The sequence below is a fragment of the Enterobacteriaceae bacterium Kacie_13 genome (assembly GCA_013457415.1).
Lineage (GTDB): Bacteria > Pseudomonadota > Gammaproteobacteria > Enterobacterales > Enterobacteriaceae > Rahnella.
In genome coordinates this window covers 4,085,747-4,112,325 of the sequence record CP045665.1, presented here as the reverse complement: position 1 = coordinate 4,112,325, position 26,579 = coordinate 4,085,747, and the positions used below count along the sequence as shown (strand labels likewise).

Annotated in this window: 24 protein-coding genes and 2 tRNA genes; 22 read left to right on the top strand and 4 right to left on the bottom strand. The window is 52.1% G+C overall.

Features of this window, described 5'->3' with window-relative positions:
- The first annotated feature begins 3 nt into the window (after nucleotides 1-3).
- The 17 genes from rlmE to GE278_18710 all read left to right on the top strand — a co-directional run bounded on the left by rlmE (nucleotide 4) and on the right by GE278_18710 (nucleotide 18,136).
- On the top strand, nucleotides 4-633 hold the full coding sequence (gene rlmE, locus GE278_18790) for a 23S rRNA (uridine(2552)-2'-O)-methyltransferase RlmE (GenBank protein QLK62675.1): 630 nt from the start codon (nucleotides 4-6) through the stop codon (nucleotides 631-633).
- A gap of 56 nt (nucleotides 634-689) precedes the next feature.
- The gene (gene ftsH / locus GE278_18785; protein ID QLK62674.1) at nucleotides 690-2,633 is read left to right on the top strand and encodes an ATP-dependent zinc metalloprotease FtsH; all 1,944 of its coding nucleotides are present in this window, start codon (nucleotides 690-692) and stop codon (nucleotides 2,631-2,633) included.
- A gap of 125 nt (nucleotides 2,634-2,758) precedes the next feature.
- A complete protein-coding gene (gene folP / locus GE278_18780; protein QLK62673.1) occupies nucleotides 2,759-3,598 on the top strand; it encodes a dihydropteroate synthase in 840 nt (279 codons plus the stop codon).
- 2 nt (nucleotides 3,599-3,600) lie between these two features.
- Nucleotides 3,601-4,941: a phosphoglucosamine mutase gene (glmM, locus tag GE278_18775; GenBank protein ID QLK62672.1), complete on the top strand. Its 1,341-nt coding sequence runs from the start codon at nucleotides 3,601-3,603 to the stop codon at nucleotides 4,939-4,941.
- Between the two features lie 260 nt (nucleotides 4,942-5,201).
- Nucleotides 5,202-5,537, top strand: a complete 336-nt coding sequence (gene secG / locus GE278_18770; GenBank protein ID QLK62671.1) for a preprotein translocase subunit SecG — start codon at nucleotides 5,202-5,204, stop codon at nucleotides 5,535-5,537.
- 85 nt (nucleotides 5,538-5,622) lie between these two features.
- A tRNA-Leu gene (locus GE278_18765) sits at nucleotides 5,623-5,709 on the top strand.
- Between the two features lie 59 nt (nucleotides 5,710-5,768).
- Nucleotides 5,769-5,845: transfer RNA gene (locus tag GE278_18760), tRNA-Met, on the top strand.
- A gap of 228 nt (nucleotides 5,846-6,073) precedes the next feature.
- On the top strand, nucleotides 6,074-6,526 hold the full coding sequence (rimP, locus tag GE278_18755) for a ribosome maturation factor RimP (GenBank protein ID QLK62670.1): 453 nt from the start codon (nucleotides 6,074-6,076) through the stop codon (nucleotides 6,524-6,526).
- Nucleotides 6,527-6,549: 23 nt separating this feature from the next.
- Entirely contained in the window at nucleotides 6,550-8,058 is a 1,509-nt protein-coding gene (gene nusA, locus GE278_18750; protein ID QLK62669.1) for a transcription termination/antitermination protein NusA, read from the top strand.
- A gap of 23 nt (nucleotides 8,059-8,081) precedes the next feature.
- A complete protein-coding gene (gene infB, locus GE278_18745; protein ID QLK62668.1) occupies nucleotides 8,082-10,775 on the top strand; it encodes a translation initiation factor IF-2 in 2,694 nt (897 codons plus the stop codon).
- A 79-nt stretch (nucleotides 10,776-10,854) separates the two neighbouring features.
- Nucleotides 10,855-11,268, top strand: a complete 414-nt coding sequence (rbfA, locus tag GE278_18740) for a 30S ribosome-binding factor RbfA (protein QLK62667.1) — start codon at nucleotides 10,855-10,857, stop codon at nucleotides 11,266-11,268.
- Entirely contained in the window at nucleotides 11,268-12,212 is a 945-nt protein-coding gene (gene truB / locus GE278_18735; GenBank protein ID QLK62666.1) for a tRNA pseudouridine(55) synthase TruB, read from the top strand. The genes rbfA and truB overlap by 1 nt, the downstream gene beginning before the upstream one ends.
- A gap of 123 nt (nucleotides 12,213-12,335) precedes the next feature.
- Entirely contained in the window at nucleotides 12,336-12,605 is a 270-nt protein-coding gene (rpsO, locus tag GE278_18730; protein QLK62665.1) for a 30S ribosomal protein S15, read from the top strand.
- A gap of 273 nt (nucleotides 12,606-12,878) precedes the next feature.
- Nucleotides 12,879-15,002, top strand: coding sequence for a polyribonucleotide nucleotidyltransferase (gene pnp, locus GE278_18725; GenBank protein QLK62664.1), 2,124 nt, complete (start codon nucleotides 12,879-12,881; stop codon nucleotides 15,000-15,002).
- A 129-nt stretch (nucleotides 15,003-15,131) separates the two neighbouring features.
- Nucleotides 15,132-16,016 (top strand): lipoprotein NlpI, encoded by an 885-nt coding sequence (gene nlpI, locus GE278_18720; protein ID QLK62663.1) that lies wholly within the window; start codon nucleotides 15,132-15,134, stop codon nucleotides 16,014-16,016.
- 115 nt (nucleotides 16,017-16,131) lie between these two features.
- Entirely contained in the window at nucleotides 16,132-16,212 is an 81-nt protein-coding gene (gene yrbN, locus GE278_18715) for a protein YrbN (protein ID QLK63348.1), read from the top strand.
- Complete coding sequence (locus GE278_18710) at nucleotides 16,202-18,136, top strand: DEAD/DEAH family ATP-dependent RNA helicase (GenBank protein QLK62662.1); 1,935 nt, start codon at nucleotides 16,202-16,204, stop codon at nucleotides 18,134-18,136. The genes yrbN and GE278_18710 overlap by 11 nt, the downstream gene beginning before the upstream one ends.
- 89 nt (nucleotides 18,137-18,225) lie before the next feature.
- On the opposite strand, the gene GE278_18705 is transcribed toward GE278_18710, so the two are convergent.
- Nucleotides 18,226-19,251, bottom strand: coding sequence for a luciferase-like monooxygenase (locus GE278_18705; GenBank protein ID QLK62661.1), 1,026 nt, complete (start codon nucleotides 19,249-19,251; stop codon nucleotides 18,226-18,228).
- Between the two features lie 340 nt (nucleotides 19,252-19,591).
- On the opposite strand from GE278_18705, the gene GE278_18700 reads away from it, so the two are divergent.
- The 3 genes from GE278_18700 to GE278_18690 are packed head-to-tail and all read left to right on the top strand — an operon-like array spanning nucleotide 19,592 to nucleotide 22,895.
- Nucleotides 19,592-20,566 carry a biotin/lipoyl-binding protein gene (locus GE278_18700; GenBank protein QLK62660.1) on the top strand — a complete coding sequence of 325 codons (975 nt, stop codon included), beginning with the start codon at nucleotides 19,592-19,594 and terminating at the stop codon, nucleotides 20,564-20,566.
- Nucleotides 20,563-21,735 carry an ABC transporter permease gene (locus tag GE278_18695; protein QLK63347.1) on the top strand — a complete coding sequence of 391 codons (1,173 nt, stop codon included), beginning with the start codon at nucleotides 20,563-20,565 and terminating at the stop codon, nucleotides 21,733-21,735. Before GE278_18700 ends, GE278_18695 begins: the two co-directional genes overlap by 4 nt.
- The gene (locus tag GE278_18690; protein QLK62659.1) at nucleotides 21,732-22,895 is read left to right on the top strand and encodes an ABC transporter permease; all 1,164 of its coding nucleotides are present in this window, start codon (nucleotides 21,732-21,734) and stop codon (nucleotides 22,893-22,895) included. The genes GE278_18695 and GE278_18690 overlap by 4 nt, the downstream gene beginning before the upstream one ends.
- 56 nt (nucleotides 22,896-22,951) lie before the next feature.
- Here GE278_18690 and GE278_18685 read toward each other — a convergent pair whose 3' ends face one another.
- Entirely contained in the window at nucleotides 22,952-23,830 is an 879-nt protein-coding gene (locus GE278_18685) for a U32 family peptidase (GenBank protein QLK62658.1), read from the bottom strand.
- 14 nt (nucleotides 23,831-23,844) lie between these two features.
- The gene (locus GE278_18680; GenBank protein ID QLK62657.1) at nucleotides 23,845-24,840 is read right to left on the bottom strand and encodes a U32 family peptidase; all 996 of its coding nucleotides are present in this window, start codon (nucleotides 24,838-24,840) and stop codon (nucleotides 23,845-23,847) included.
- Nucleotides 24,841-25,143: 303 nt separating this feature from the next.
- Here GE278_18680 and GE278_18675 point away from each other — a divergent pair, with 303 nt between their 5' ends.
- Together GE278_18675 and GE278_18670 are read left to right on the top strand one after the other, a co-directional pair.
- A complete protein-coding gene (locus tag GE278_18675; GenBank protein ID QLK62656.1) occupies nucleotides 25,144-25,665 on the top strand; it encodes an SCP2 domain-containing protein in 522 nt (173 codons plus the stop codon).
- Entirely contained in the window at nucleotides 25,659-26,162 is a 504-nt protein-coding gene (locus GE278_18670; GenBank protein ID QLK62655.1) for a GNAT family N-acetyltransferase, read from the top strand. Before GE278_18675 ends, GE278_18670 begins: the two co-directional genes overlap by 7 nt.
- A gap of 19 nt (nucleotides 26,163-26,181) precedes the next feature.
- Here GE278_18670 and GE278_18665 read toward each other — a convergent pair whose 3' ends face one another.
- On the bottom strand, nucleotides 26,182-26,505 hold the full coding sequence (locus tag GE278_18665) for a hypothetical protein (GenBank protein ID QLK62654.1): 324 nt from the start codon (nucleotides 26,503-26,505) through the stop codon (nucleotides 26,182-26,184).
- Between the last annotated feature and the right edge of the window lie 74 nt (nucleotides 26,506-26,579).

Genomic DNA, 26,579 nt, shown 5'->3' with positions numbered 1-26,579 from the left:
ATAATGTCTATTAAAAAGCGTTCTGCAAGTTCCACTCGCTGGTTGCAGGAACACTTTAGCGATAAATATGTGATTCAGGCACAGAAAAAAGGGCTGCGTTCCCGCGCCTGGTTTAAGCTTGATGAAATACAGCAAGGCGATAAGCTGTTCAAACCTGGGATGACTGTGGTGGATTTAGGTGCAGCGCCCGGTGGATGGTCGCAGTTTGCCGCAACGCAGATTGGTAGCAAAGGGCGCATTATTGCGCTTGACCTTTTACCTATGGATCCTATTGTTGGAGTCGACTTCCTTCAGGGGGATTTTCGTGATGAATTAGTTCTCAAAGCGCTGCTCGATCGCGTGGGAGAAAACAAAGTTCAGGTGGTCATGTCCGATATGGCCCCGAATATGAGCGGTACACCGGCAGTCGATATTCCAAAATCGATGTATTTAGTTGAGTTAGCACTGGATATGTGTCGGGATGTATTAGCACCAGGCGGAAGTTTCCTGGTGAAGGTGTTCCAGGGAGATGGTTTTGATGAATACCTGCGGGAAATTCGCTCCCTGTTTACGAAGGTGAAGATTCGTAAGCCAGACGCTTCCCGAGCACGTTCGCGAGAAGTGTACATCGTAGCGACAGGGCGGAAAGTGTAGTTCCCTAACGCTGTTTGTTAACACAGTTGTAATATGAGGTTGATCCCTTGAGTGACATGGCGAAGAACCTGATTCTCTGGTTAGTCATCGCAGTAGTATTGATGTCTGTATTTCAGAGCTTTGGGCCCAGCGAGTCTAATGGCCGTAGGGTAGATTATTCTACCTTCATGTCCGAATTGACCCAAGACCAGATTCGCGAAGCGCGTATCAATGGACGTGAGATTAACGTTGTTAAAAAAGACAGCAACAAGTACACGACCTACATTCCAGTTGAAGACCCTAAGTTGCTGGATACGCTGCTGAGCAAAAATGTAACCGTAGTGGGTGAGCCACCAGAGCAACCAAGCTTACTGGCCTCTATCTTTATTTCCTGGTTCCCAATGCTGCTGTTGATTGGGGTCTGGATCTTCTTTATGCGACAAATGCAGGGCGGCGGCGGCAAAGGGGCGATGTCCTTTGGCAAGAGCAAAGCGCGCATGTTGACGGAAGATCAAATTAAAACAACGTTTGCGGACGTTGCAGGTTGTGATGAAGCGAAGGAAGAGGTGAGCGAACTGGTTGATTACCTGCGCGAACCGAGCCGTTTCCAGAAACTGGGCGGTAAAATTCCTAAAGGCGTCTTGATGGTGGGTCCTCCGGGTACCGGTAAAACCTTGCTGGCGAAAGCCATCGCAGGGGAAGCCAAGGTGCCGTTCTTCACTATTTCCGGTTCTGACTTCGTAGAAATGTTCGTCGGTGTGGGTGCATCCCGCGTGCGCGACATGTTTGAACAAGCGAAGAAAGCCGCTCCATGTATCATCTTTATTGATGAGATTGACGCCGTAGGCCGTCAGCGTGGCGCCGGTTTAGGTGGTGGTCACGACGAACGTGAGCAGACACTGAACCAGATGCTGGTAGAGATGGATGGCTTTGAAGGTAACGAAGGTATCATTGTTATTGCTGCAACTAACCGTCCAGATGTACTTGACCCGGCATTGCTGCGTCCAGGCCGTTTCGACCGTCAGGTTGTTGTTGGCTTGCCAGATGTACGCGGGCGTGAGCAGATCCTTAAAGTTCATATGCGTCGTGTTCCGCTGGCGACAGATGTTGATGCCTCTGTGATTGCACGTGGTACACCTGGCTTCTCCGGTGCTGATCTCGCAAACCTGGTTAACGAAGCGGCTCTGTTCTCTGCGCGTGGTAACAAACGTGTGGTGTCGATGGTTGAATTTGAAAAAGCCAAAGATAAAATCATGATGGGTGCAGAACGTCGCTCCATGGTGATGACAGAAGCGCAGAAAGAATCCACTGCATATCACGAAGCAGGCCACGCCATTATCGGCCGTCTGGTTCCTGAACACGATCCAGTACACAAGGTAACGATTATTCCTCGTGGCCGTGCATTAGGTGTGACGTTCTTCCTGCCCGTCGGCGATGCAATCAGTGCAAGCCGTCAGAAACTCGAAAGTCAGATTTCCACGCTTTATGGTGGCCGTCTTGCTGAAGAGATCATCTACGGTGTAGAGAAAGTATCTACTGGTGCATCAAACGATATCAAAGTGGCGACGTCCATTGCCCGTAACATGGTTACGCAGTGGGGCTTCTCAGATAAATTAGGTCCGTTGCTGTATGCGGAAGAAGAAGGCGAAGTCTTCCTCGGTCGCTCAGTAGCAAAAGCTAAACATATGTCTGATGAAACCGCGCGAATTATCGATCAGGAAGTGAAGTCTCTGGTAGAGCGCAATTATGCACGTGCACGCACGTTGCTGATGGAAAATATGGATATCCTTCATTCAATGAAAGATGCCCTGATGAAATATGAAACCATCGATGCGCCACAGATTGATGACCTGATGAACCGTACCGAAGTTCGCCCGCCAGCCGGCTGGGACGACGTCGGCGGTAAAAACGGTAATGGCAATTCTAACGACGGCGGCACGCCAAAAGCGCCAACGCCGGTTGATGAACCTCGTACGCCTAATCCAGGAAATACGATGTTTGAACAATTCAGCGGCAAATAACGGCTGGTTGGAAAATAAGGTTGTTTACACACAACCCCGGGCTTGCCCGGGGTTTTTTATGCGTGCATTCTTTGCCTCGGAATTTAGATATCGCGATCACAGACCGACCAAAAGGGACATGACCTATGCGCCTTACAGCCAGAGACTCGATACTCGACCTGACTTATCCTCAGGTTATGGGGATTTTGAACGTTACGCCGGATTCATTCTCCGACGGCGGACGCCATAACACGCTGGATCTCGCGCTCAGACATGCTGAGGCGATGATTAATGCCGGCGCGACTATTCTTGATATCGGCGGAGAGTCCACACGCCCAGGCGCCGCTGAGGTGAGTGACGACGAAGAGCTGGCGCGTGTAGTACCGGTCGTTGAGGCGATAGCACGACGTTTTGATGCCTGGATTTCTGTCGATACCTCAAAGGGCATCGTCATCCGTGAAGCTGCCCGTGTGGGAATGCATCTGATCAACGATATTCGTTCATTACAGGAACCAAGCGCATTGCAGGCGGCGGCAGAAACCGGATTGCCCGTGTGCCTGATGCACATGCAGGGGCAACCGAAAACGATGCAACATTCTCCGCAATATGCTGATGTTGTAGCGGAAGTCGGGCAGTATTTCGATGAGCAAATTACGCGATGTGTGAATGCCGGTATTCCGAAAAGTAAATTGATACTCGACCCGGGCTTTGGTTTCGGTAAAAATCTGACCCATAACTATGAGCTGCTCGGCAGACTCGCGGAGTTCCATCATTTTGGCCTGCCGCTTCTGGTCGGTATGTCGAGGAAATCTATGGTGGGGCAATTGCTCCATGTCTCACCGGAACAGCGTGTAACCGGAAGCGTTGCCTGCGCTGTTATCGCAGCTATGCAGGGCGCTCAGATCGTCCGCGTGCATGATGTAAAAGAAACCGTCGAAGCGATGCGTGTCGTCGAAGCAACACTTTCTGCAAGGGATAAAAATTAATTATGAGCAACCGTAAATACTTTGGTACTGATGGCATTCGCGGAAAAGTAGGCGATACACCAATTACACCTGATTTCGTGCTGAAACTAGGCTGGGCAGCGGGCAAAGTGCTGGCTCGTCATGGGTCGCGTAAAGTGATCATCGGTAAAGACACTCGCATTTCTGGTTATATGCTCGAATCAGCTCTGGAAGCCGGGCTGGCCGCGGCAGGCTTATCTGCATCCTTCACCGGGCCGATGCCCACGCCTGCTGTGGCGTATCTGACGCGCACTTTCCGCGCTGAAGCCGGCATTGTTATCTCTGCGTCACACAATCCTTATTACGATAACGGCATCAAGTTTTTCACCATTGATGGCACAAAACTTCCAGATGACGTCGAAGAAGCCATCGAAGCTGAGCTGGAAAAACCACTGACCTGTGTGGAATCCGCTGAGCTTGGCAAAGCCAGCCGTATTGTCGATGCTGCGGGTCGTTACATCGAATTCTGCAAGGGCACTTTCCCAAGTGAACTGAGCCTGAACGGCCTCAAAATCGTGGTAGATTGCGCCAACGGTGCAACCTATCACATCGCGCCAAGCGTGTTGCGCGAGCTGGGTGCGAAAGTGATCGCCATCGGTTGTGAGCCGGACGGCATGAATATTAACGAAGAATGCGGCGCGACGGATGTCCGTCAGCTGCAACAGCGCGTTTTGGCTGAAAAAGCAGATGTCGGTCTGGCCTTTGACGGCGACGGCGATCGCCTTATCATGGTTGACAACGAAGGCAACAAGGTCGATGGCGATCAGATTCTGTATATCATTGCGCGCGAAGGGTTACGTCAAGGTCAGCTGAAGGGCGGAGCAGTAGGCACGCTAATGAGCAACATGGGCCTTGAACTGGCGTTGAAACAGCTGGGTATTCCGTTTACCCGCGCGAAAGTGGGTGACCGTTACGTACTGGAAAAAATGCAGGAAAAAGGCTGGCGTATCGGTGCTGAGAACTCGGGCCATATCATCCTGCTGGACAAAACCACCACGGGTGACGGCATTGTGGCAGGTTTGCAAGTGCTTACCGCAATGGTGCGCAACCATATGAGCCTGCATGATTTGTGCAGCGGCATGAAACTACTTCCTCAGATTCTGATCAACGTCCGCTTCGCCGGTGAGCACGATCCGCTGGAGTCTGAAGACGTTAAGCAGGTTACTGCTGAGGTTGAAAAGCAGCTGGCAGGGCGTGGCCGCGTATTACTGCGTAAATCCGGTACCGAGCCTTTGCTACGCGTCATGGTAGAGGGCGAGGATGCGGAGTTGGTCGAAAAACTGGCCAATCGTATTGCCGATGCAGTTAAAGCGGTGAAACCGTAACCTGATAAAAAAACGGTGAATTTACCGGCTTTGCGCCGTCATTTTCTGTTGGAAAAAGGGCGCAAAGTAAAAATATCAAAGTGTTTTAAGCTGTATTTGTCGTTTTTTTCCGCAAACAAACATTTCAATGCAAATTGCCCTTGCGTGCCAATACGGCTTTGGTTAGTATTCACACCCGCTTCAGTGGGTCCTTAGATGGCCTGCTAAATTGGTGAGAAGCAATTGGCATGCGGTGAACCCGCGAGGATACAGGTACTACTATGTACGACGCTCTTCTGGTGATTTTCCTTATCGTAGCAATCGGCCTTGTGGCTTTGGTTATGCTGCAACAAGGTAAAGGCGCTGATATGGGAGCCTCTTTCGGAGCAGGTGCTTCTGGCACATTGTTCGGTTCGAGTGGTTCCGGTAACTTCATGACCCGTATGACCGGCGTTTTGGCTGCTTTGTTCTTTATCATTAGTTTGATTCTTGGGAACATGAGCACCAATAAAAGCCAAAAAGGTAGTGAGTGGGAAAACTTAAGTCAGCCAGCACAAACTGAGCAGACAACTGCACCGGCCGCTCCAGCAGCACCTAACAGTGATGTTCCTCACTAAGCAGTAATCTTCTTACCTAAAGAAGTGAAAGTTTTAAACAGTGGCTTGAACTTGGACAGTACAAGCGATTGTGAAAAAAAAGAGTGCCGAGGTGGTGGAATTGGTAGACACGCTACCTTGAGGTGGTAGTGCCCGAATGGGCTTACGGGTTCAAGTCCCGTCCTCGGTACCAATCTTTATGATAATTTGCTTTTTAGCGATTATCGGCGTAATATTTGCCACGTTTTCGGACGCGGGGTGGAGCAGCCTGGTAGCTCGTCGGGCTCATAACCCGAAGGTCGTCGGTTCAAATCCGGCCCCCGCAACCACTTTCCCTAAGTGTTTATTTCAAATAGACTTTCAGTATCTCCCTGTGATGTTCTGCAGTTCCCATTTGAAAGTTACTATTTGAAAATAACACTTCGAAAGTCGTACCGAAGCCGCTATGCGGCAAATAGGGTCCAGTTGCATAAAGCCCCGATTTATCGGGGTTTTTTGTTATTTGGCAACAGAATCACTGGGCTATTTAGCCCTTTTTTTATGTCTTGGGGGTGGGCTTGTCCACATTAGAACAAAAATTAACAGAGCTGATTACAGCACCAGTCGAGGCACTTGGCTTTGAGCTGGTGGGCATCGAGTTCGTTCGGGCTCGCCAATCGACGTTGCGCATCTATATTGATAGTGACGCCGGGATCAATGTTGATGATTGTGCTGATGTCAGCCACCAGGTGAGCGCTGTGCTGGACGTAGAAGATCCGGTCACCGTCGCCTATAACCTGGAAGTTTCCTCTCCAGGCCTTGATCGTCCTATGTTCACCGCTGAGCATTATCAACGTTTTATCGGTGACGAAGTCAGCATGGTACTGCGTATGGCGGTTCAGAATCGTCGTAAATGGCAGGGCATCATCAAAGCTGTCGAAGGCGAAATGATCACGGTGACTGTGGAAGGGAAAGATGAAGTGTTCGCACTGAGCAACATCCAGAAAGCGAACCTGGTACCCCACTTTTAAAGAGTTTGGAAGAGGCAACTAGGATGAACAAAGAGATTCTGGCTGTTGTAGAAGCAGTTTCTAATGAAAAATCCCTCCCGCGCGAGAAGATTTTTGAAGCGCTGGAAATTGCATTATCAACAGCGACCAAGAAAAAATACGAGCAAGAAATTGAAGTCCGCGTCAGCATTGACCGTAAAACCGGTGACTTTGATACCTTCCGTCGTTGGGTTGCAGTCGACGAAGTGACTCAGCCAACACGTGAAATCACCCTCGAAGCAGCACAGTATGAAGAACCGTCTATCGAGCTCGGCGGTTACATTGAAGATCAAATCGAGTCAGTCACATTCGACCGCATTACCACCCAAACCGCAAAACAAGTTATCGTACAGAAAGTACGCGAAGCTGAGCGCGCGATGGTGGTTGAGCAGTTCCGTGAACAACAAGGCGAAATCGTCACTGGCGTCGTCAAGAAAGTTAACCGTGACAGCATCGCCCTGGACTTAGGTAGCAATGCTGAAGCTGTTATCCTGCGTGAAGATATGCTTCCGCGTGAAAACTTCCGCTCTGGCGACCGCATTCGTGGCGTTTTGTATGATGTCCGTCCGGAAGCGCGCGGCGCACAACTGTTTGTTAGCCGTTCACGTAATGAAATGCTGATCGAACTGTTCCGCATTGAAGTGCCAGAAATCGGTGAAGAGCTGATTGAGATTAAAGCGGCAGCCCGTGATCCTGGCTCCCGCGCTAAAATCGCAGTGAAAACCAACGATAAACGCATCGACCCGGTTGGTGCGTGTGTCGGTATGCGCGGTGCACGCGTTCAGGCCGTATCCAGTGAACTGGGCGGAGAACGTATTGATATCATTCTTTGGGATGATAATCCTGCGCAATTCGTTATCAATGCGATGGCACCGGCAGATGTTGCCTCCATCGTGGTTGATGAAGATAGATGCACCATGGATATCGCCGTTGAAGCCAGCAATCTGGCACAGGCGATTGGCCGTAATGGTCAGAACGTACGTTTGGCTTCCCAGCTGTTGAAACAACATCGTGGTGATGACCGTTGGGAACTGAACGTGATGACAGCAGACGACCTGCAGGCCAAACATCAGGCTGAGGCTCACGCTGCGATCGAAACCTTCACTAAATATCTGGCAATCGATGAAGATTTCGCCACGGTTCTGGTCGAAGAAGGTTTCTCTACCCTCGAAGAACTGGCTTACGTGCCGGTGAACGAACTGTTAGAAATCGACGGCCTGGATGAAGACACCGTGAATGCGCTGCGCGAACGTGCGAAAGAAGCGCTGACCACGTTGGCTTTAGCTCAGGAAGAAAGTCTCGGTGACAATAAGCCTGCTGACGATCTGCTGAATTTGGCGGGTCTGGAACGTAGCATGGCGTTTAAACTGGCTGCACAAGGCGTTTGTACGCTGGAAGATCTTGCCGAGCAGGGTGTCGACGATCTGGCTGATATTGAAGGTCTTACTGACGAGCAGGCTGGTGAACTTATCATGGCCGCGCGCAATATCTGCTGGTTTGGCGACAACGCGTAATAACTGTAGCAGGAAGGAACAGCATGACAGATGTAACTGTAAAATCGCTGGCGGCAGAGATTCAGACCCCGGTAGATCGCCTGGTACAGCAATTTGCTGATGCAGGGATCTCGAAGTCCGAATCTGACTCTGTGACCCAGCAGGAAAAAGAAACATTATTGGCGCATCTTAATGGCGGAAACGCTGGTGCGACAAACAAACTGACGTTACAACGCAAAACGCGTAGTACACTGAATATTCCGAGCACCGGCGGGACGAGTAAATCGGTGCAAATCGAAGTCCGCAAGAAACGCACTTATGTTAAACGTGATATGACCGAAGCAGAACTTGCCCAGGCCGAAGCGGAAGAGCAAGCGAAGCGTGACGCGGAAGAACAGGCACAGCGTGCAGCAGCGGAGCAAGCCCAGCGCGAAGCTCAGGAAAAAGCCAAACGCGCCGCCGAAGAGCAAGCTAAACGTGAGGCCGCTGATAAAGCTAAGCGTGATGCAGCGGAAAAAGATAAAGTGACGAATCAACATACCGACGAAGTAACTAAACCAGCTCAGGCAGATAAAGCACGCCGTGAAGCTGAAGCCGCAGAGCTGAAACGCAAAACGGAAGAAGAAGCCCAGCGTAAGGTTGAAGAAAACGCCAAGCGCATTGCTGAAGAAGCCCGTAAAATGGCTGATTCTGGTGTCTGGACTGAAACTGTCGCGCCAAGCGAATCAGAATCTGCTGACTATCATGTCACGACTTCTACCCATGCCCGTGCTGCTGAAGACGAGAACGACGCCAAAGTTGAAGGCGAACGTCGTAGCCGTACCCGCGGTGGCAAAGCGACCAAGCAGAAGAAAGGCAATAAACTGTCTGAATCTAAAGCTGACCGCGAAGAAGCACGTGCCGTTGGCCGTAATGGTAAAGGCAAGCGTAAGCCAAGCACCCTGCAACAGAGCTTCAACAAGCCTGTTGCTGCAGTGAACCGTGACGTCGTAGTGGGTGAAACCATTACGGTTGCTGAGCTGGCGAACAAAATGGCAGTTAAAGGTTCTCAGGTCATCAAAACCATGATGAAACTGGGCGCCATGGCCACCATCAACCAGGTTATTGATCAGGAAACTGCTCAGCTGGTTGCTGAAGAAATGGGCCACAAAGTTATCCTGCGTCGTGAAAACGAACTGGAAGAAGCGCTGATGAGCGACCGTGACACGGGCGCGTCCGCTGGTGCTGAGCCACGTGCTCCGGTTGTGACCATCATGGGTCACGTTGACCACGGTAAAACCTCCCTGCTTGACTACATTCGCTCAACGAAAGTTGCTGCAGGCGAAGCCGGTGGTATTACCCAGCACATCGGTGCTTATCACGTTGAAACTGAAAACGGCATGATCACGTTCCTTGATACCCCGGGACACGCCGCGTTTACTTCAATGCGTGCTCGTGGTGCTAAAGCGACTGACATCGTGGTTCTGGTTGTTTCAGCCGATGATGGCGTGATGCCACAAACCATTGAAGCCGTACAGCATGCGAAAGCTGCTGGTGTGCCAATCGTGGTTGCAGTGAACAAAATTGATAAACCAGACGCTGATCCCGATCGCGTTCGTACCGAGCTTTCTCAGTACGGCGTTATGCCGGAAGAGTGGGGCGGTGAGTCTCAGTTCATCCACGTTTCTGCGAAAGCAGGGACAGGCATCGACGATCTGCTGCAAGCTATCTTGCTGCAGGCCGAAGTTCTGGAACTGAAAGCTGTCCGTACCGGTATGGCAAGCGGCGTTGTGATCGAGTCCTTCCTGGACAAAGGTCGTGGCCCGGTTGCAACTGTTCTGGTTCAGGAAGGTACGCTGAACAAAGGCGACATCATTCTGTGTGGCTTCGAATACGGCCGCGTTCGTGCAATGCGTGATGAAATGGGGCGCGACATTATGTCTGCGGGTCCATCTATCCCAGTGGAAGTGTTGGGTCTGTCCAGCGTTCCGGCTGCGGGTGATGAAGTTACCGTTGTACGTGATGAGAAAAAAGCCCGTGAAGTTGCGCTTTACCGTCAGGGTAAATTCCGCGAAGTGAAACTGGCTCGTCAGCAGAAATCTAAACTGGAAAACATGTTTGCGAACATGACCGAAGGTGAAGTGTCTGAACTGAATATCGTTCTGAAATCTGACGTACAGGGTTCTTGCGAAGCGATTTCCGATGCACTGCAGAGCTTGTCTACCGACGAAGTGAAAGTCAAAATCGTGGGTATGGGTGTCGGTGGTATTACCGAGACTGATGCTACGCTTGCAGCCGCTTCCCGTGCGATCATCCTGGGCTTCAACGTACGTGCCGATGCTTCTGCTCGCCGCGTCGTAGAAAGTGAAAGCCTGGATCTGCGTTACTATTCCGTAATCTATAACCTGATTGACGAAGTTAAACAGGCGATGAGCGGTATGTTGGCGCCAGAATACAAACAGCAAATCATCGGCCTGGCTGAAGTACGTGACGTGTTCAAGTCACCGAAATTTGGCGCAATTGCAGGTTGTATGGTTACTGAAGGTATGATCAAGCGTAATAACCCAATCCGTGTACTGCGTGACAACGTGGTCATCTACGAAGGCGAGCTGGAATCCCTGCGCCGCTTCAAAGATGATGTTGCTGAAGTTCGCAACGGCATGGAATGTGGTATCGGCGTTAAGAACTACAATGATGTGCGTACTGGCGATGTGATTGAAGTCTTCGAAATCATCGAGATCAAACGTACTATCGCTTAACGTTTGCGAAGTAGCTGATATCCAGATGGGGGGCCTTGCGCCCCCTTATTTGTCTGGAGCAAGTGGAGAAAGAATAATCATGGCAAAAGAATTTAGCCGTACACAACGTGTCTCTCAGGAGATGCAAAAAGAAATCGCGATCATTTTACAGCGTGAAGTCAAAGACCCACGCGTTGGCATGGCCACCGTGTCTGGCGTCGAAGTTTCACGTGATCTGGCATATGCCAAAGTGTTCGTGACCTTCCTTGACGTTCTGACCACCGATAATCACGATCCCGATCGTGTAAAAAACGGTATCAAAGCCTTACAGGACGCATCAGGTTTCATTCGTACCCTGATCGGTAAAGCGATGCGTCTGCGCGTTGTTCCTGAACTGACTTTTGCTTACGACAACTCACTGGTTGAAGGTATGCGTATGTCTAACCTGGTGACCAATGTCGTGAAGAACGATGCTGAACGTCGTTCAGCTGCAGGCGACGACGAGGAAGCATAATGAGCCGCCCACGTCGCCGCGGCCGTGATATTCACGGCGTTCTGCTACTGGACAAATCTTACGGCTTGTCTTCCAACGACGCGCTGCAAAAGGTCAAACGCCTTTATAACGCTAATCGTGCAGGTCATACGGGTGCGCTTGATCCTCTGGCGACAGGCATGTTGCCGCTATGCTTAGGCGAAGCGACCAAGTTTTCCCGTTTTCTGCTTGATTCCGACAAGCGTTATCGCGTGATTGCCCGCATGGGGCAACGCACCGATACCTCTGATGCGGAAGGTGAAATCATTTCCGAACGTGAAATGACTTTTACTCAGCAGCAACTTGACGACGCTCTCGACAGCTTCCGCGGGGAAACCCAGCAAATTCCTTCCATGTATTCTGCACTGAAATACGAAGGGAAAAAGCTGTACGAATATGCGCGTCAGGGTATCGAAGTTCCACGTGAATCCCGTAGCATCACGGTGTATGAACTGAAGTTTATTCGCTGGGAAGGCTTTGAGGTTGAGCTGGAAATTCACTGCTCGAAAGGCACCTACATCCGCACAATTGTGGATGATTTGGGTGAAAAATTGGGATGTGGTGCACACGTCACTTATCTGCGCCGTTTGCAGGTAGCAACGTATCCTCTTGAGCGTATGGTCACCATGGAAAAACTCCATGAGCTGATGGCTCAGGCAGAAGAACAGGGCATTGAACCGCGCTTACTGTTGGATCCTTTGTTGCTGCCTATGGACAGTGCCTGTGAAGACTTCCCGGAAGTGAACTTGCTGCCAGTAGTGGCTGGATATGTGAAACAGGGGCAACCTGTTCAGGCATCTGGCGCACCGACAAGCGGTATGGTTCGCATCACGGAAGGTGAAGAACGTAAGTTTATCGGCATTGGCGAAATAGATGATGATGGACGCATTGCGCCGCGTCGTTTGGTCGTCGAATATACCGAATAAGCGCTTTTTGCCCACCTTGCGATCATATATAGCAAAGGGTAGAATAGCGCAGCTTATGCATTGGGTAGCTGAATTAGAGATCGGCACCCGTTTAAACTATCTATAATATTTTGGAGTATAATTATGTCTCTAAGCGTTGAAGCTAAAGCTCAAATCGTTTCCGACTTTGGTCGTGGCACAAACGACAGTGGTTCTTCCGAAGTTCAGGTTGCTCTGCTGACTGCTCAAATTAACCACCTGCAAGGTCACTTTGCAGAGCACAAAAAAGATCACCACAGCCGTCGTGGTCTGCTGCGCATGGTTTCTCAGCGTCGTAAACTGCTGGACTACCTGAAGGGTAAAGATGTAGCACGTTACACCAGCCTGATCGAACGTCTGGGTCTGCGTCGCTAATCAAGCGAGTTTCAGTGTAAAGGGGCCAATAGGCCCCTTTATTCTAGGAAGCGACACCAAATCAGGTTACTGTATGGCTGTTGTTTCTGCTGTTAATCTAAGAACATGAACTTCCGTTACAGATGTTTTCGCGCGGCTAATGAGAGACTTTATTGCCACATTGCCAGGCCAATAAGGATTGTCATTAGTCGCGAGAATGTAGTGAGAAGCTCGGATATCTATCGGTGTGAACTGCTGTCATAACAGCTGCGCGCCACAATTAAGGACATTACATTGCTTAATCCGACTATTCGTAAATTCCAATACGGCCAGCACACCGTTACGCTGGAAACCGGCATGATGGCGCGTCAGGCGACTGCAGCCGTGATGGTTAGCATGGACGACACAGCGGTATTCGTTACCGTTGTTGGCCAGAAAAAAGCTAAACTAGGTCAGAGCTTCTTCCCACTGACCGTTAACTATCAGGAGCGTACTTACGCTGCTGGTCGTATCCCAGGCAGCTTCTTCCGTCGTGAAGGCCGTCCAAGCGAAGGCGAAACACTGACGTCCCGTCTGATCGACCGTCCAATTCGTCCACTGTTCCCGGAAGGCTTTCTGAATGAAGTTCAGGTTATCGCCACCGTAGTTTCTCTGAACCCGCAAGTTAACCCTGACATCGTTGCGATGATCGGTGCCTCTGCTGCCCTGAGTCTGTCTGGTATTCCATTCAGCGGCCCAATCGGTTCTGCGCGCGTAGGTTACATCAATGACCAGTACGTTCTGAACCCAACCGCAGACGAGCTGAAAACCAGCAGTCTGGATCTGGTGGTTGCCGGTACTAAAGGCGCGGTTCTGATGGTTGAGTCTGAAGCGGATGTTCTGAGCGAAGACCAGATGCTGGGCGCTGTGGTGTTCGGCCACGAACAACAACAAATCGTTATCGATAACATCAACTCTCTGGTTGCTGAAGTCGGTAAAGCCAAATGGGATTGGCAGCCAGAAGTGGTTAACGCTGAGCTGCACGCTCGCGTCGCTGCGCTGGCGGAATCTCGTTTAGGTGATGCTTATCTGATCACTGACAAACAAGACCGTTACGCCCAGATCAACGTAATCAAATCTGAAGTCGTGCAAACACTGCAAGCTGAAGATGAAGCGCTGGATGCTGGCGAAATCTCTGACCTGCTGGGCAGCATTGAAAAGAACGTGGTGCGTAGCCGTGTTCTGCGTGGCGAGCCACGTATCGATGGTCGTGAAAAAGACATGATCCGCGGTCTGGACGTTCGTACTGGCGTTCTGCCACGTACCCACGGTTCTGCACTGTTCACCCGTGGTGAAACTCAGGCGCTGGTAACAGCGACCCTGGGTACTGCACGTGACGCGCAGAACCTGGACGAGTTGATGGGTGAGAAGTCTGACAGCTTCCTGTTCCACTACAACTTCCCTCCATACTCCGTTGGTGAGACTGGCATGGTCGGTTCACCGAAACGTCGTGAAATTGGTCACGGTCGTTTGGCGAAACGCGGCGTGTTGGCGATGATGCCAAAACCAGAAGACTTCCCGTACACCGTACGTGTGGTTTCTGAAATCACCGAATCTAACGGTTCATCTTCTATGGCTTCCGTTTGTGGTGCATCTCTGGCCCTGATGGATGCGGGCGTGCCTATCAAAGCCGCTGTTGCGGGTATCGCAATGGGTCTGGTGAAAGAAGGCGAAAGCTTTGTGGTTCTGTCTGACATTCTGGGTGACGAAGATCACCTGGGCGACATGGACTTTAAAGTTGCCGGTAGCCGCGACGGTATCACCGCGCTGCAGATGGACATCAAAATCGAAGGTATCACCCGCGAAATCATGCAGGTGGCCCTGAACCAGGCTAAGGGTGCGCGTTTGCACATTCTCGGCGTTATGGAACAGGCTATCAGCACCCCGCGTGGCGATATCTCTCAGTTTGCTCCACGTATCCACACCATCAAGATCAGCCCGGACAAAATCAAGGACGTGATCGGTAAAGGTGGTTCTGTGATCCGTGCTCTGACTGAAGAAACTGGCACGACTATCGAAATCGAAGATGACGGTACTGTGAAAATCGCAGCAACCGACGGCGAGAAAGCAAAATACGCTATCCGTCGTATCGAAGAGATCACTGCAGAAATCGAAGTTGGCCGTATCTATCAGGGTAAAGTGACCCGTATCGTAGACTTTGGTGCGTTTGTTGCCATCGGCGGCGGTAAAGAAGGTCTGGTTCATATTTCTCAGATCGCTGATAAGCGTGTCGAGAAAGTGACTGATTACCTGCAGATGGGTCAGGAAGTACCGGTTAAGGTACTTGAAGTTGACCGCCAGGGTCGTGTGCGTTTGAGCATCAAAGAAGCAACTGCACCGACTCAGGACGACACAACTGAGCAACCTGCCGCAGAATAATCTGTAACAGAAGTTTTACAGCTCCTTTCCATCTGGAGGGGAGCTGTTCGTATCACGAACGTAGGATGCGTTTGTGTTAAGCAAGCGGATGACAGGACGTCTATCCAATGTTTGTCTCCGGGAGTAGAAATGAAGCCTTTCTTGCGCTGGTGTTATGTTGCGACAGCACTTATGTTGGCAGGATGCAGCAACCATGATTGGCGTAAAAATGAAGTTCTGGCGATTCCGTTGCAGCCGACGTTGCAGCAGGAAGTCATCCTGGCACGCATGGAACAAATTCTTGCCAGCCGGTCATTAACCGATGATGAGAGAGCACAGCTATTATATGAGCGCGGTGTGCTGTATGATAGTCTCGGGCTAAGAGCACTGGCGCGAAATGATTTTTCACAAGCGCTGTCTATTCGTCCTGATATGCCAGAAGTTTTTAACTACCTGGGGATTTACCTAACGCAGGCAGGCAATTTCGATGCTGCCTATGAAGCGTTTGATTCTGTACTAGAGCTTGATCCAACTTACAACTACGCGCGTTTGAACCGAGGTATCGCACTGTATTACGGTGGCCGATTCTCGTTAGCGCAGGATGATCTGCAGGCGTTTTATCGAGACGATCCAAATGATCCCTTCCGTTCGTTATGGCTTTACCTTGCGGAGCGAGAAATCAATCCGAAGGATGCCGACGTAGCGCTTCAACAGCGTTATGACAAAGCGGACAGAGGGCAATGGGGATGGAATATCGTCGAATTCTACCTGGGCAAAATCAGCGAAACTACGCTGATGGAACGCCTCAAGGCAGAAGCAACGGATAACACTTCGCTCGCTGAGCATCTCAGTGAAACTGACTTCTATTTAGGTAAGCATTACCTAAGTCTGGGGGACAAGAACAGCGCCGCGGCACTGTTCAAACTGACGGTAGCTAACAACGTTCACAACTTTGTTGAGCACCGCTATGCATTGTTGGAATTGGCGCTTTTGGGCCAAGAGCAAGACGACCTATCAGAATCGGACCAGCAATAGCTGACGACACCAATCAGCCTGATTAATCATGGTTTTTTCCATTTTTAAGCGCCTTAACGGGCGAGGGTTGCTTTGTTCGTTTTATAATCTAATTTGAGCCGGTTCACACTTTTCAATGAAAATGACTGAAAATTTTCTCGACGAGTTATGTAGACTGGCTGCCATTATTAATGAGGCACGTGTACATGACTACTGAGCTTGAAATCTCTTTTGCTGACCTGGGGCTGTCTGCTCCGATCATTTCTGCCCTTACCGATTTGGGCTACGAAAAACCTTCACCAATCCAGGCTGAGTGTATTCCTCACCTGCTGAGCGGCCGCGATGTTCTGGGTATGGCGCAGACCGGTTCCGGTAAAACTGCTGCATTCTCTTTACCTTTGCTGCACAACATTGATGCTTCACTGAAAGCACCACAAATTCTTGTTCTGGCACCCACCCGCGAACTGGCGGTTCAGGTTGCTGAAGCAATGACTGACTTCTCTAAACATATGCATGGCGTGAATGTGGTTGCCCTTTACGGCGGCCAGCGCTATGACGTTCAGCTGCGCGCACTGCGTCAAGGTCCACAAGTTGTTGTGGGTACCCCGGGCCGCCTGCTGGACCACCTGAAACGTGGCACCCTGAACCTCTCTAACCTGAGCGGTCTGGTACTGGACGAAGCCGATGAAATGCTGCGTATGGGCTTCATCGAAGATGTCGAAACTATCATGGCGCAGATCCCGGCTCAGCATCAGACCGCGTTGTTCTCTGCAACCATGCCAGAAGCGATCCGTCGTATTACCCGTCGCTTCATGAAAGATCCACAGGAAGTACGCATTCAGTCAAGCATCACTACCCGTCCGGACATCAGCCAGAGTTACTGGACTGTGCACGGCCTGCGTAAAAATGAAGCTCTGGTGCGTTTCCTGGAAGCTGAAGACTTTGATGCAGCCATCATCTTCGTGCGTACTAAAAGCGCGACGCTGGAAGTGGCTGAAGCCCTGGAACGTAGCGGCTACAGCAGCGCTGCACTGAACGGTGATATGAACCAGGCCCTGCGTGAGCAGACACTGGAACGTCTGAAAGATGGCCGTCTGGACATTCTGATCGCAACCGACGTGGCAGCACGTGGTCTCGACGTAGAACGTATCAGCCTGGTTGTTAACTACGACATCCCGATGGATTCTGAGTCTTACGTTCACCGTATCGGCCGTACCGGTCGTGCTGGCCGTGCAGGTCGCGCATTACTGTTCGTTGAGAACCGTGAACGTCGCCTGTTGCGTAACATTGAACGCACCATGAAGCTGACCATTCCAGAAGTTGAAATTCCTACTGCTGATGTGCTGGGCGAGCGTCGTCTTGCTAAGTTCGCAGCAAAAGTTCAGCAACAACTGGAAAGCAGCGATCTGGATCAGTACCGCGCGCTGTTGGCTAAACTGCAACCTGCAGAAGAGTTGGACATCGAAACGCTGGCTGCTGCACTGCTGAAAATGGCACAGGGCGAACGTCCTCTGATCGTTGCCGCTGACCCAATCTTCAAAAGCCGTCCACCGCGTCGTGAATTTGAAGAACGTGGCGACCGCGGTGACCGTGGCGATCGTCGTGACCGTCCGGCTCGCAGCAATGACCGTCCTGCACGTGATGGTGACAGCCCGCGTCGTGAACGTCGTGAAGCTGGCGATATGGAACTGTACCGTATCGAAGTGGGTCGTGATGATGGTGTTGAAGTTCGTCACATCGTTGGCGCGATCGCTAACGAAGGCGACATCAGCAGCCGTTACATTGGTAACATCAAGCTGTTCGGTACGCACTCTACTATCGAACTGCCGAAAGGTATGCCGGGCGAGATTCTGTCTCATTTCACCCGTACCCGCATCCTGAACAAACCGATGAACATGCAGTTGCTGGGTGATGCTCAGCCGCAGCCTGCACGTCGCGAACGTCCGGCCGGTGCTGGTGGCGAGCGTCGTGGTAACGGTGCTCCGCGTTCTTTCAACGGTGATCGTCCAGCCGGTGCTGGTGGCGAACGTCGTGGTAACGGCGCTCCACGTTCTTTCAGCGGCGACCGTCGTGAAGGTTCTTCAGCAGCTGGCGAACGTCGTCCGCCAAGCCGCGCACCACGTCGTACTACTGACGCATAATTTATCGCACTTCGGTTTACTGAAGTTCAGATAATAAAAAACCAGCCTTCACAGGCTGGTTTTTTTTCGTCGGTCATTTGTCGAAGTGCTTAGCTGATGCGCTGTTCTTTCACCAAATCGCCCTGTAACTCAGAGACGATTTCAAACGAGCGCAAACGCGCCTGCTGGTCAAAAATCTGTCCATTGATCATCAGCTCATCGGCTTGCGTTTCACGCAGAATCGACTGCAAACCCTGACGCAGTGTGTCTTTATTACCGACCACCGACATACGCAGTGCGTTATCCACACCAAAGCGTTCTGATGCAGACCACAGGCTTTCTATGTTATCCACCGGTGCAGGCAGTTTGCCCGGCATACCGCGGCGCAGATTAATAAACTGCTGCTGATTGGAGGTAAACATCCGGCGCGCTTCTTCATCGGTATCTGCGCCAATAGCGTTGAGACACACCATCGCATACGGCTTTTCAAGCTGCCCGGAGGGCTGGAACTTGCTGCGGTAAATCGCTAATGCCTGATACAGCATGTCCGGCGCGAAATGCGATGCAAAGGCGAAGGGTAACCCGAGCGCGGCAGCCAGCTGAGCGCTGTACAGGCTTGAACCCAGCAACCAGATTGGCACATGCAATCCCTGACCCGGTACGGCCTGAACTGCCTGATGCGGCTGAACTTCACCGAAATACATCTGCAATTCCTGCACATCTTTCGGGAAGTTATCGATTTCGCCGGAAAGATGACGGCGAAGAGCAATCATGGTGCGCTGATCGGTACCCGGCGCACGGCCAAGACCCAGATCGACACGGTTCGGATACAGCGTGGCCAGCGTGCCGAACTGTTCGGCAATCACCAGCGGGGAATGGTTGGGCAGCATGACACCGCCGGAACCGACGCGAATAGATTTCGTGCCGCCCGCGATGTAACCCAGCAATACCGATGTCGCCGCGCTGGCGATGCCGGTCATGTTGTGGTGTTCTGCCATCCAGTAACGTTGATAGCCCCATTTCTCAGCATGTTGCGCCAGTTCCAGGGACGATTTAAAGGCCTGCGCGGGATCAGAACCTTGTGGAACAGGTGCCAGATCGAGAACGGAAAGGGGAACGGTGTGTTTATCAGACATAGTCACGGCTCACTCGTTGAGGGGCGAAAAGAAAGCGGCTCGCCCGCTAAAAATGCTCATAATTAGAACGAGTATTACCCATTCATCGCAGATTGAATACTGCATTTGTGCCTTTCCTGATCCTCTTATTCATACGTAGTGACTATGGATTATGTTCAATTTATCGTTTCAACCAATATGTTGTTTTGTGTTAAAACGTCTTTGTCTGCGCCGCTATGATTGAACGTCACCTATGATGAACTTATTACTCCGAAAATGGAGCGCGGTTAAAACGGACGATAAAGGAATGGAAACTCCATGCCGTTGAAAAAACTGGCGAGAAAAAAGGATCAGGCAACACATGAGCAAACGTATTTTATTGACCCTTCTGCTGGTCGCCGTAGCGGTGTCTTTAGCGGTCTTATTCCGCGCGCACAATCAGGATTTATTGTTGCAGGGCGAAGTGGATGCGCCTGAGGTTATTGTCGCCTCGAAAGCCAAAGGGCGCGTGATTGAGCGCCATGTTGAGCGGGGGGATGATGTCAAAGCCGGCCAGTTGCTGATTACTCTCGACAGCCCGGAAATGATGGCGCAGCTGCGTGCACTGGAAGCAGCACGTGATCAGGCGAAAGCTCAGCTCGACCTCTCCGTAAACGGTACACGTGAAGAAAGTATTCGTAACCTGAAAGCCACGCTGGCGCAGTCTCAGGCCGAATATATCAACGCCCGCGATCTCTACAACCGCAACGCCAGGGTCGCGGCGAAAGGCTTTATTTCTGCCTCTGATTTAGAAGATTCCCGCCGTGCCCGCGACAGCGCCTATCAGCAGGTGCTGGTCGCCAAAGCCAATCTTGATGAAGGCACTAACGGCGACCGCGTTGAACAACGCGAAAGCTACGCCGCACAGCTGCGTCAGGCGGAAGAAAATTTACTTGAGCTGAAAGCGCAAACCGACGACTTACAGGTCAAAGCGCCGGTTGATGGAGAAGTGGGGCCGATCCCGGTAGAAGTTGGCGAGCTGGAAAGTGCTAACAGTCCGTTGCTGACATTAGTCCGCCTGCCGGATGCCTATTTTGTTTTTAACCTGCGTGAAGATATTCTGGCTGGCGTGCGCAAAGGCGACAAAGTGCAAATGCGCGTGCCTGCGTTGAACAATCAGCTGATTGAGGCTGAAGTGCGCTACATCGCGCCGCTAGGCGATTACGCCACCAAACGTGCGACGCGTGCGACGGGCGACTTCGATCTCAAGACCTTCGAAGTGCGTCTGTACCCGGCGAAACCGGTGCCCGGTCTGCGTCAGGGCATGAGCGCGCTGTGGCAGTGGAAGGCGAAGTGAAGCGGGTCAAAGCGCCGCGCAGTGAAAGGATAAAGGCCGGATGGCGCTGCTTTAGCCGTGCTTTTAACCGCGAGGTCAGTTTTGCCTTCCGTAAACCGGTGATTCACTGGCTGTGCTGGATTTTCCCCTTGCTGCTGTTCGGGCTTATCAGCAGCAATTTTTCGGAAGGCACTTTGCTGGACTTACCGGTATCGGTAGTCGATAACGATCACAGCAGTCTCTCGAAAACACTGGTCCGTAAACTCGATGCCGGTTCCCACGCTCATGTGCAGGTTTTCAACGGTGGATTGCAGGAGGCCGAATACCGGCTGCGCACGGCACAAGATTACGCGCTGCTGTATATTCCCACGGATTTCGAAGCCGACGTGTTGGCCGGAAAACAGCCGAGCGTTGTTCTGTACTATAACGCTTTGTTCTATGGTGCCGGTTTATACTCCACGCAGGATTTCAGCGGGCTTATCACCGAACTCAACACCCGCTACCGTTCGATTATCGCCAAGGAAATCGGCAAAACGCTGCCGTCGCTGGCGAGCGTTGATCTCTCCTACGGTAGCCTGTTTAACGCCAGCGGCAGTTACATTTACTACCAGCAGTTCGCCGCCACCATTCACCTGCTGCAACTTTTCACCGTGACTTGCATGATCTACGTGATGGCACGCAGTCAGGCGTTGCTCAGCGCACCGTCGTTTACCCTGGCGTTGCTCGGAAAACTTGCCCCGTACACATTGTGTTTCACGACCTTGCTGATGGTGGAAATCGCCATGCTGGTGGGGTTCTTTGATGCGCGGGTTAGCGGCAATCCGCTCTATATGTTGCTTGTCGGCTTTTTCTATGTGATTGCCGCCCAGAGCCTCGGGCTGCTGCTGTTCACCTTCACTAAAACCACCATTACCGCCTACACCATGATGGGGATCTTCGTCAGTATCGCGCTGACCTTCTCCGGCATGGCGGTGCCGGTGCTCTCGATGCCGCTGCCTGCACGTATTATCTCCGGCATCGAACCGCTCAGTTACGCGCTGGCCGCGATGTTTGACGTCTTCCTGCGAGAGGTCTCAGTGCGCGGCATTCTGATGGTTTGCGCCATCCTGCTGATTTACCCGCTGATCACCGGCTTCCTCGTGCGCAGGCGGTTATACCTGCGGATGAAACAACAGGAGCCAGGAAAATGACCCGTCGTGAATGGTTCAAAACCTGGTGGGGTACGTTCAGCAAAGTGCTTACCGGCCTGCTCGATAAACCAATGTGGATGATGTTGCTGATCTCGCTGTGCGTAATGAGCCTGGTCTACGCCAACCGTACGGTGTGGGATTTGCCGGTGGCGGTGGTTGATCAGGACCACAGCTCCGCCAGCCGGATGCTGACCCGTCAGCTTGACGCTACATCGAAAGTCAAAACCGTGCAGTACGAAAATCTGGCGGATGCGGAACACGATCTGGCGCTGCGCCAGCTGTTCGCGGTGATTATCATGCCGGTCGATCTTGAAAAGAAAATTCTCGCCGGTCAGAACATTGTGATCCCGGTGTACGGCGATGCCACCAACCGGCTGGCGAACGGCCAGATCCAGCAGGATGTACTGGCTGCGTACCAGTCGATCCTTACGCAGTACAATAGCGATCTCCTGTTGCGTAACGGATTCAGCGAACGACAGGCCAGCGTGGTGTTGTCGCCAATGGTCGGCCAGACGCTCGATCTGTTTAACCCCGGCATCAGTTTCGCGGCAATCATTTTTCCCGGTCTGCTGGTGATGTTATTACAGCATTCTCTGTTGATCGCCAGCGTGCGCGTCAGCATCGTTCTTAACAGCGGCCCCTCCGGGAAACCGGCAATCCCGGCATTTCTCGGCGGGATTTCTGCGCTGATCCCGGTGTGGTTATTTTTGTCGATCGTTCTGTTCGTGCTGTGGCCATGGATTTTAGGCTACCGGCAGACGGCGAGTATTCCTGAGATCCTCTTGCTGACGTTTCCGTTCCTGCTGGCCGTGTTAGGGCTGGGTAAACTGGTGACGGAATGCCTGCGCAGCGTTGAACTTATCTACCTGACGTTAGCTTTTCTGACCACGCCTGTCTTCTACATTTCCGGCACTATCTGGCCGCTTCAGGCGATGCCCGCGTGGGTGAGGGGGATTTCTTCCATGCTGCCTTCGACGTGGGCGACCAAAGCGATTGCCGGGGTGAATCAGATGGGGTTGCCGTTCAAAGACGTCGGCGGCGATATTCTGATGCTGCTGCTTCTCTGCGGGTTTTACACCTTTATCGGTATCGCGGTGGGGATGTTGCGCGATGGCGTCCGGCTGCGGACGATGTTCAGACGTAAGCATAAAAGCGCATGATCAAAAAAGGGATATGACCGCAACGTCATATCCCTTTTGCTTTAAGCGCCAGAGTATTACTGACGCAGCTCCAGCCCGGCGACACGCTGCCAGTAACCGTTACAGTCAGCTTTATCGGTCAGATGAAGCGGTGCTAATCCGCGCTCGTTGTTACGGAAGGCTTCCAGCGTGGTGAGGGAATCCATGCTTTCCGGGGACAGCCGCACGATATCCACCAGCCCCTGCATCGACATCAATTCATTGCCGAGATTGTAGCAATAGCCACTCTGTGTCTGGATACCATTAAGCACAAACACCTGCTGATTTTCCTGCGACAGCACTTTGCGACCCTGCGGATAATCAATGCAGCAGGTTTCGCATTCGTCCTTGGCTTTATTTTCCGAACGCGCGGTGAAACAGCGTGCCGAGTACGCCAGCGGCAGGTGTCCGTAGGAGAGCACTTCCACTTCAAACTTATCGCGAATACCCAGATCCTGACACTGATTCAGCAGATTCACCAGCCAGTCGCGGGAAAGCTCGACGGGCATACACCAGCGCACCATCCCCTGTTTTTGCAAAATCTTAAGTGTGACCGCGTTGTAGCAGTTCAGTGCATGGCCAGCCACAAACGGCAGGTTGCGCTCCGCCGCCATATTTACGGCGCCGAAATCATTAGCTTCCAGGAGAAACTCACCGTTTTCGACGTAACGCTTCAGCTCATTCAGTTCGGAAGGCGCCTGTAATAAGGCCAGCGTGGAGATGACGACCTGTTTGCCGGTCGCTGCCAGCTGGCGCGCGATTTCCATCCAGTCGTTCACTTTCATTTCACGGCGTTTGGTGCAGACATTTTCCCCGATATAAATTACGTCGGCGCTGCTTTCTGCGGCGGCCTGATAAAACGCTTCAACCTGCGCTTTCGGCCAGTAATAAAGGATCGCTCCTAAAGAATATTTCATCATCGTCTCTTAAGTCACTGCCATTTGCGGTGATACGCACCGAGCGTGGTTTGCGTACCTTCAGACATTGCACCCAGCGTGCTCATCCACGCGGCATCGGTTTTGAAATTCTGTGGATCGGCCATGCAACGGTCGATCGCCGCACGCCAGACGCGGGCGACCTGGCTGACATACGCCGGGCTGCGCTGGCGCCCCTCAATCTTCACTGACGCAATATTGGCGGCAAACAGTTCCGGCAGAAGCTCCAGCGTATTCAGGCTGGTCGGCTCTTCCAGCGCGTGATACTTCGCACCATCCACCAGATAACGGCCTTTGCACAGCGTCGGATATCCGGCATTTTCGCCTTCGTCATAACGGTCGATCAGCACGTCGTTCAGGCGGGATTCCATGCCCTGTGCGGTTTGCTGCCAGCGGACGAAGCGCGCCGGCGAACACGCGCCAACGGTGTTCGGGGATTCACCGGTCAGATAGGAGGACAGATAGCAGCGGCCTTCGGCCATGATGCACAGGCTGCCGAACGCGAACACTTCCAGCGGCACAACCGTCGTGCGTGAGAGCTGGCGCACCTGATGCATGGAAAGCACACGCGGCAACACCACGCGGGCGACGTCGAAATTACGTTTATAGAAACGGATCGCTTCGTCGTTGGTAGCGGATGCCTGCACCGAGACGTGGCGTTCGACATGAGGATATTTATTGGCGGCGTAATCAAGCATCGCGATATCCGCGAGGATTAAGGCATCGGCACCGAGCTGCGCGGCCATGTCCACGGCGCGTTCCCAGCGCTGATAACCGTCAGGGTGCGCAAATGTATTGATGGCAATATGCAGTTTGCGGCGATGACGGTGAACATAGTTGGCCGCCTCCTGGAGCTTTTTCTCGGTGAAATTCAGGCCGGCAAAATGACGCGCATTGGTATCGTCTTTCAGGCCGATATAAACCGCATCGGCACCATTATCGACTGCCGCTTTCAGCGCAGGTAAATTCCCTGCCGGGCAAAGTAGCTCCATAATCATTCCTTGCTGCAACCGGACAGCGTAGCTGAAGGGTTGATAGTGATGAGAAGCCATTTGCCGACGTAATTCATTCATCAGCGAAGGCTTTGATTGGCTAACCATTTTAGAGAAGCTATAGGTGCAATATTTTGATTTGAGGCAGTTTATGGGGTATTGAGAGGGGGGTTAGGGCCGGGGAGGTTGTACGTGAGGTTTTTCTGTTGCAGTATTTATTGATGCAGGCCGCTGAATGAGTCTGGTGATGTGGCAAAATAGTGCCGAGAGTTGCCCAAAAAGTTACCGAAAGGAGTAGTGCCAGTGTTGCAAAAACTACGTGCACGTATGGTTCGTCAGGGGCCATCCCTGTTAAGTGTGCCTTTAAAATTCACCCCTTTCGCGCTACGGCGTCAGGTTTTGCAGCAGGTGTTGAGCTGGCAGCTACGTCAGGCGCTGGCCGACGGTGAACTGGATTTTTTGGACAGCCGTTGGTTAAAAATTGATGTCACCGATCTCAGTCTGAGCTGGCAGATGTCAGTGGAAGCTGGAAAACTGGTGATCCGCGAAGAAGGCGTCGCCGATGTCAGTTTCAGCGGTTGCGCCAATGATCTGATCCTGATCGCCGCCCGCAAAGAAGATCCGGACACGCTGTTCTTCCAGCGCCGTCTGCGCATTGAGGGTGATACCGAACTCGGTCTGTATGTGAAGAATCTGATGGATTCTATCGATCTTGATACCATGCCTGTGCTGTTGAAAAACGGTCTGTTGCATCTGGCCGATTTTGTCGAAGCGGGTATGCAGGAGGACCGTGAGCCGCAAGCTCCGGTAACTGAACCATGTTAATCCGAACTGAAATTCCTGTTGATGCAGCGGGCATTGACCGTCTGTTGCGTTCCGCTTTCCCGACGGGCGCAGAAGCCGATCTGGTGCAGGAACTGCGCGAAGACGGTTTACTGACGCTGGGCGTGGTGGCAACCGATGACGAAGGCGGCGTAGTGGGGTATGTCGCATTTTGCCCGGTCGATATTCAGGGTGAAGACCGCAACTGGGTCGGACTGGCACCGCTGGCGGTGGAAGAATCTCTGCGCCGTCAGGGGCTCGGCGAAAAGTTAATTTACGAAGGGTTAGATTCCCTGAACGAATTCGGTTACGCCGCGGTGGTTGTGCTGGGTGACCCGGCTTATTATGGTCGCTTCGGTTTTAAACCGGCGGCGTCGCATGACTTGCATTGCCGCTGGCCGGGCGCGGAACAAACTTTCCAGCTGTTCACGCTCACTGACGATGCGCTCACTAACGCCAGCGGAGAAGTGGTCTTCCCGCCTGCGTTCAACCGGTTCTGATTTACCCACGGGTCTGTGTTCAGGCCCGTTGGCTTTCTTCCTGACTGTCGCTTTCTGACCATCCCAGATAACGTTCCAGTGATTCCGGGGCGGCTTTCACCAGCAATTCCTTCTGTGCTTTAGTGAGTTTTTTCACTTTCAGCTCCAGCTTTGACGCCAGCGAGCGATCGCCCGCCGCGCAGTGAAACGCCAGCTGCAATTCGCCTTTTCCACGTAGCGCTTTCGCCCCTTTACCGGATTGATGCTCACCCAGACGCCGTGCAACGTCGGTGGTGATCCCGGTGTAAAGCACACCGGTCGGGGTTCTCAACATGTATAAATACCAGTTCGATGCGGCAGACATAGGCTCGGTGCATTTAGCAAAATTTGCGTAAGTTTACCTGAAGCGCATAAAGGAGTGACGTAAAAACGCAAAGC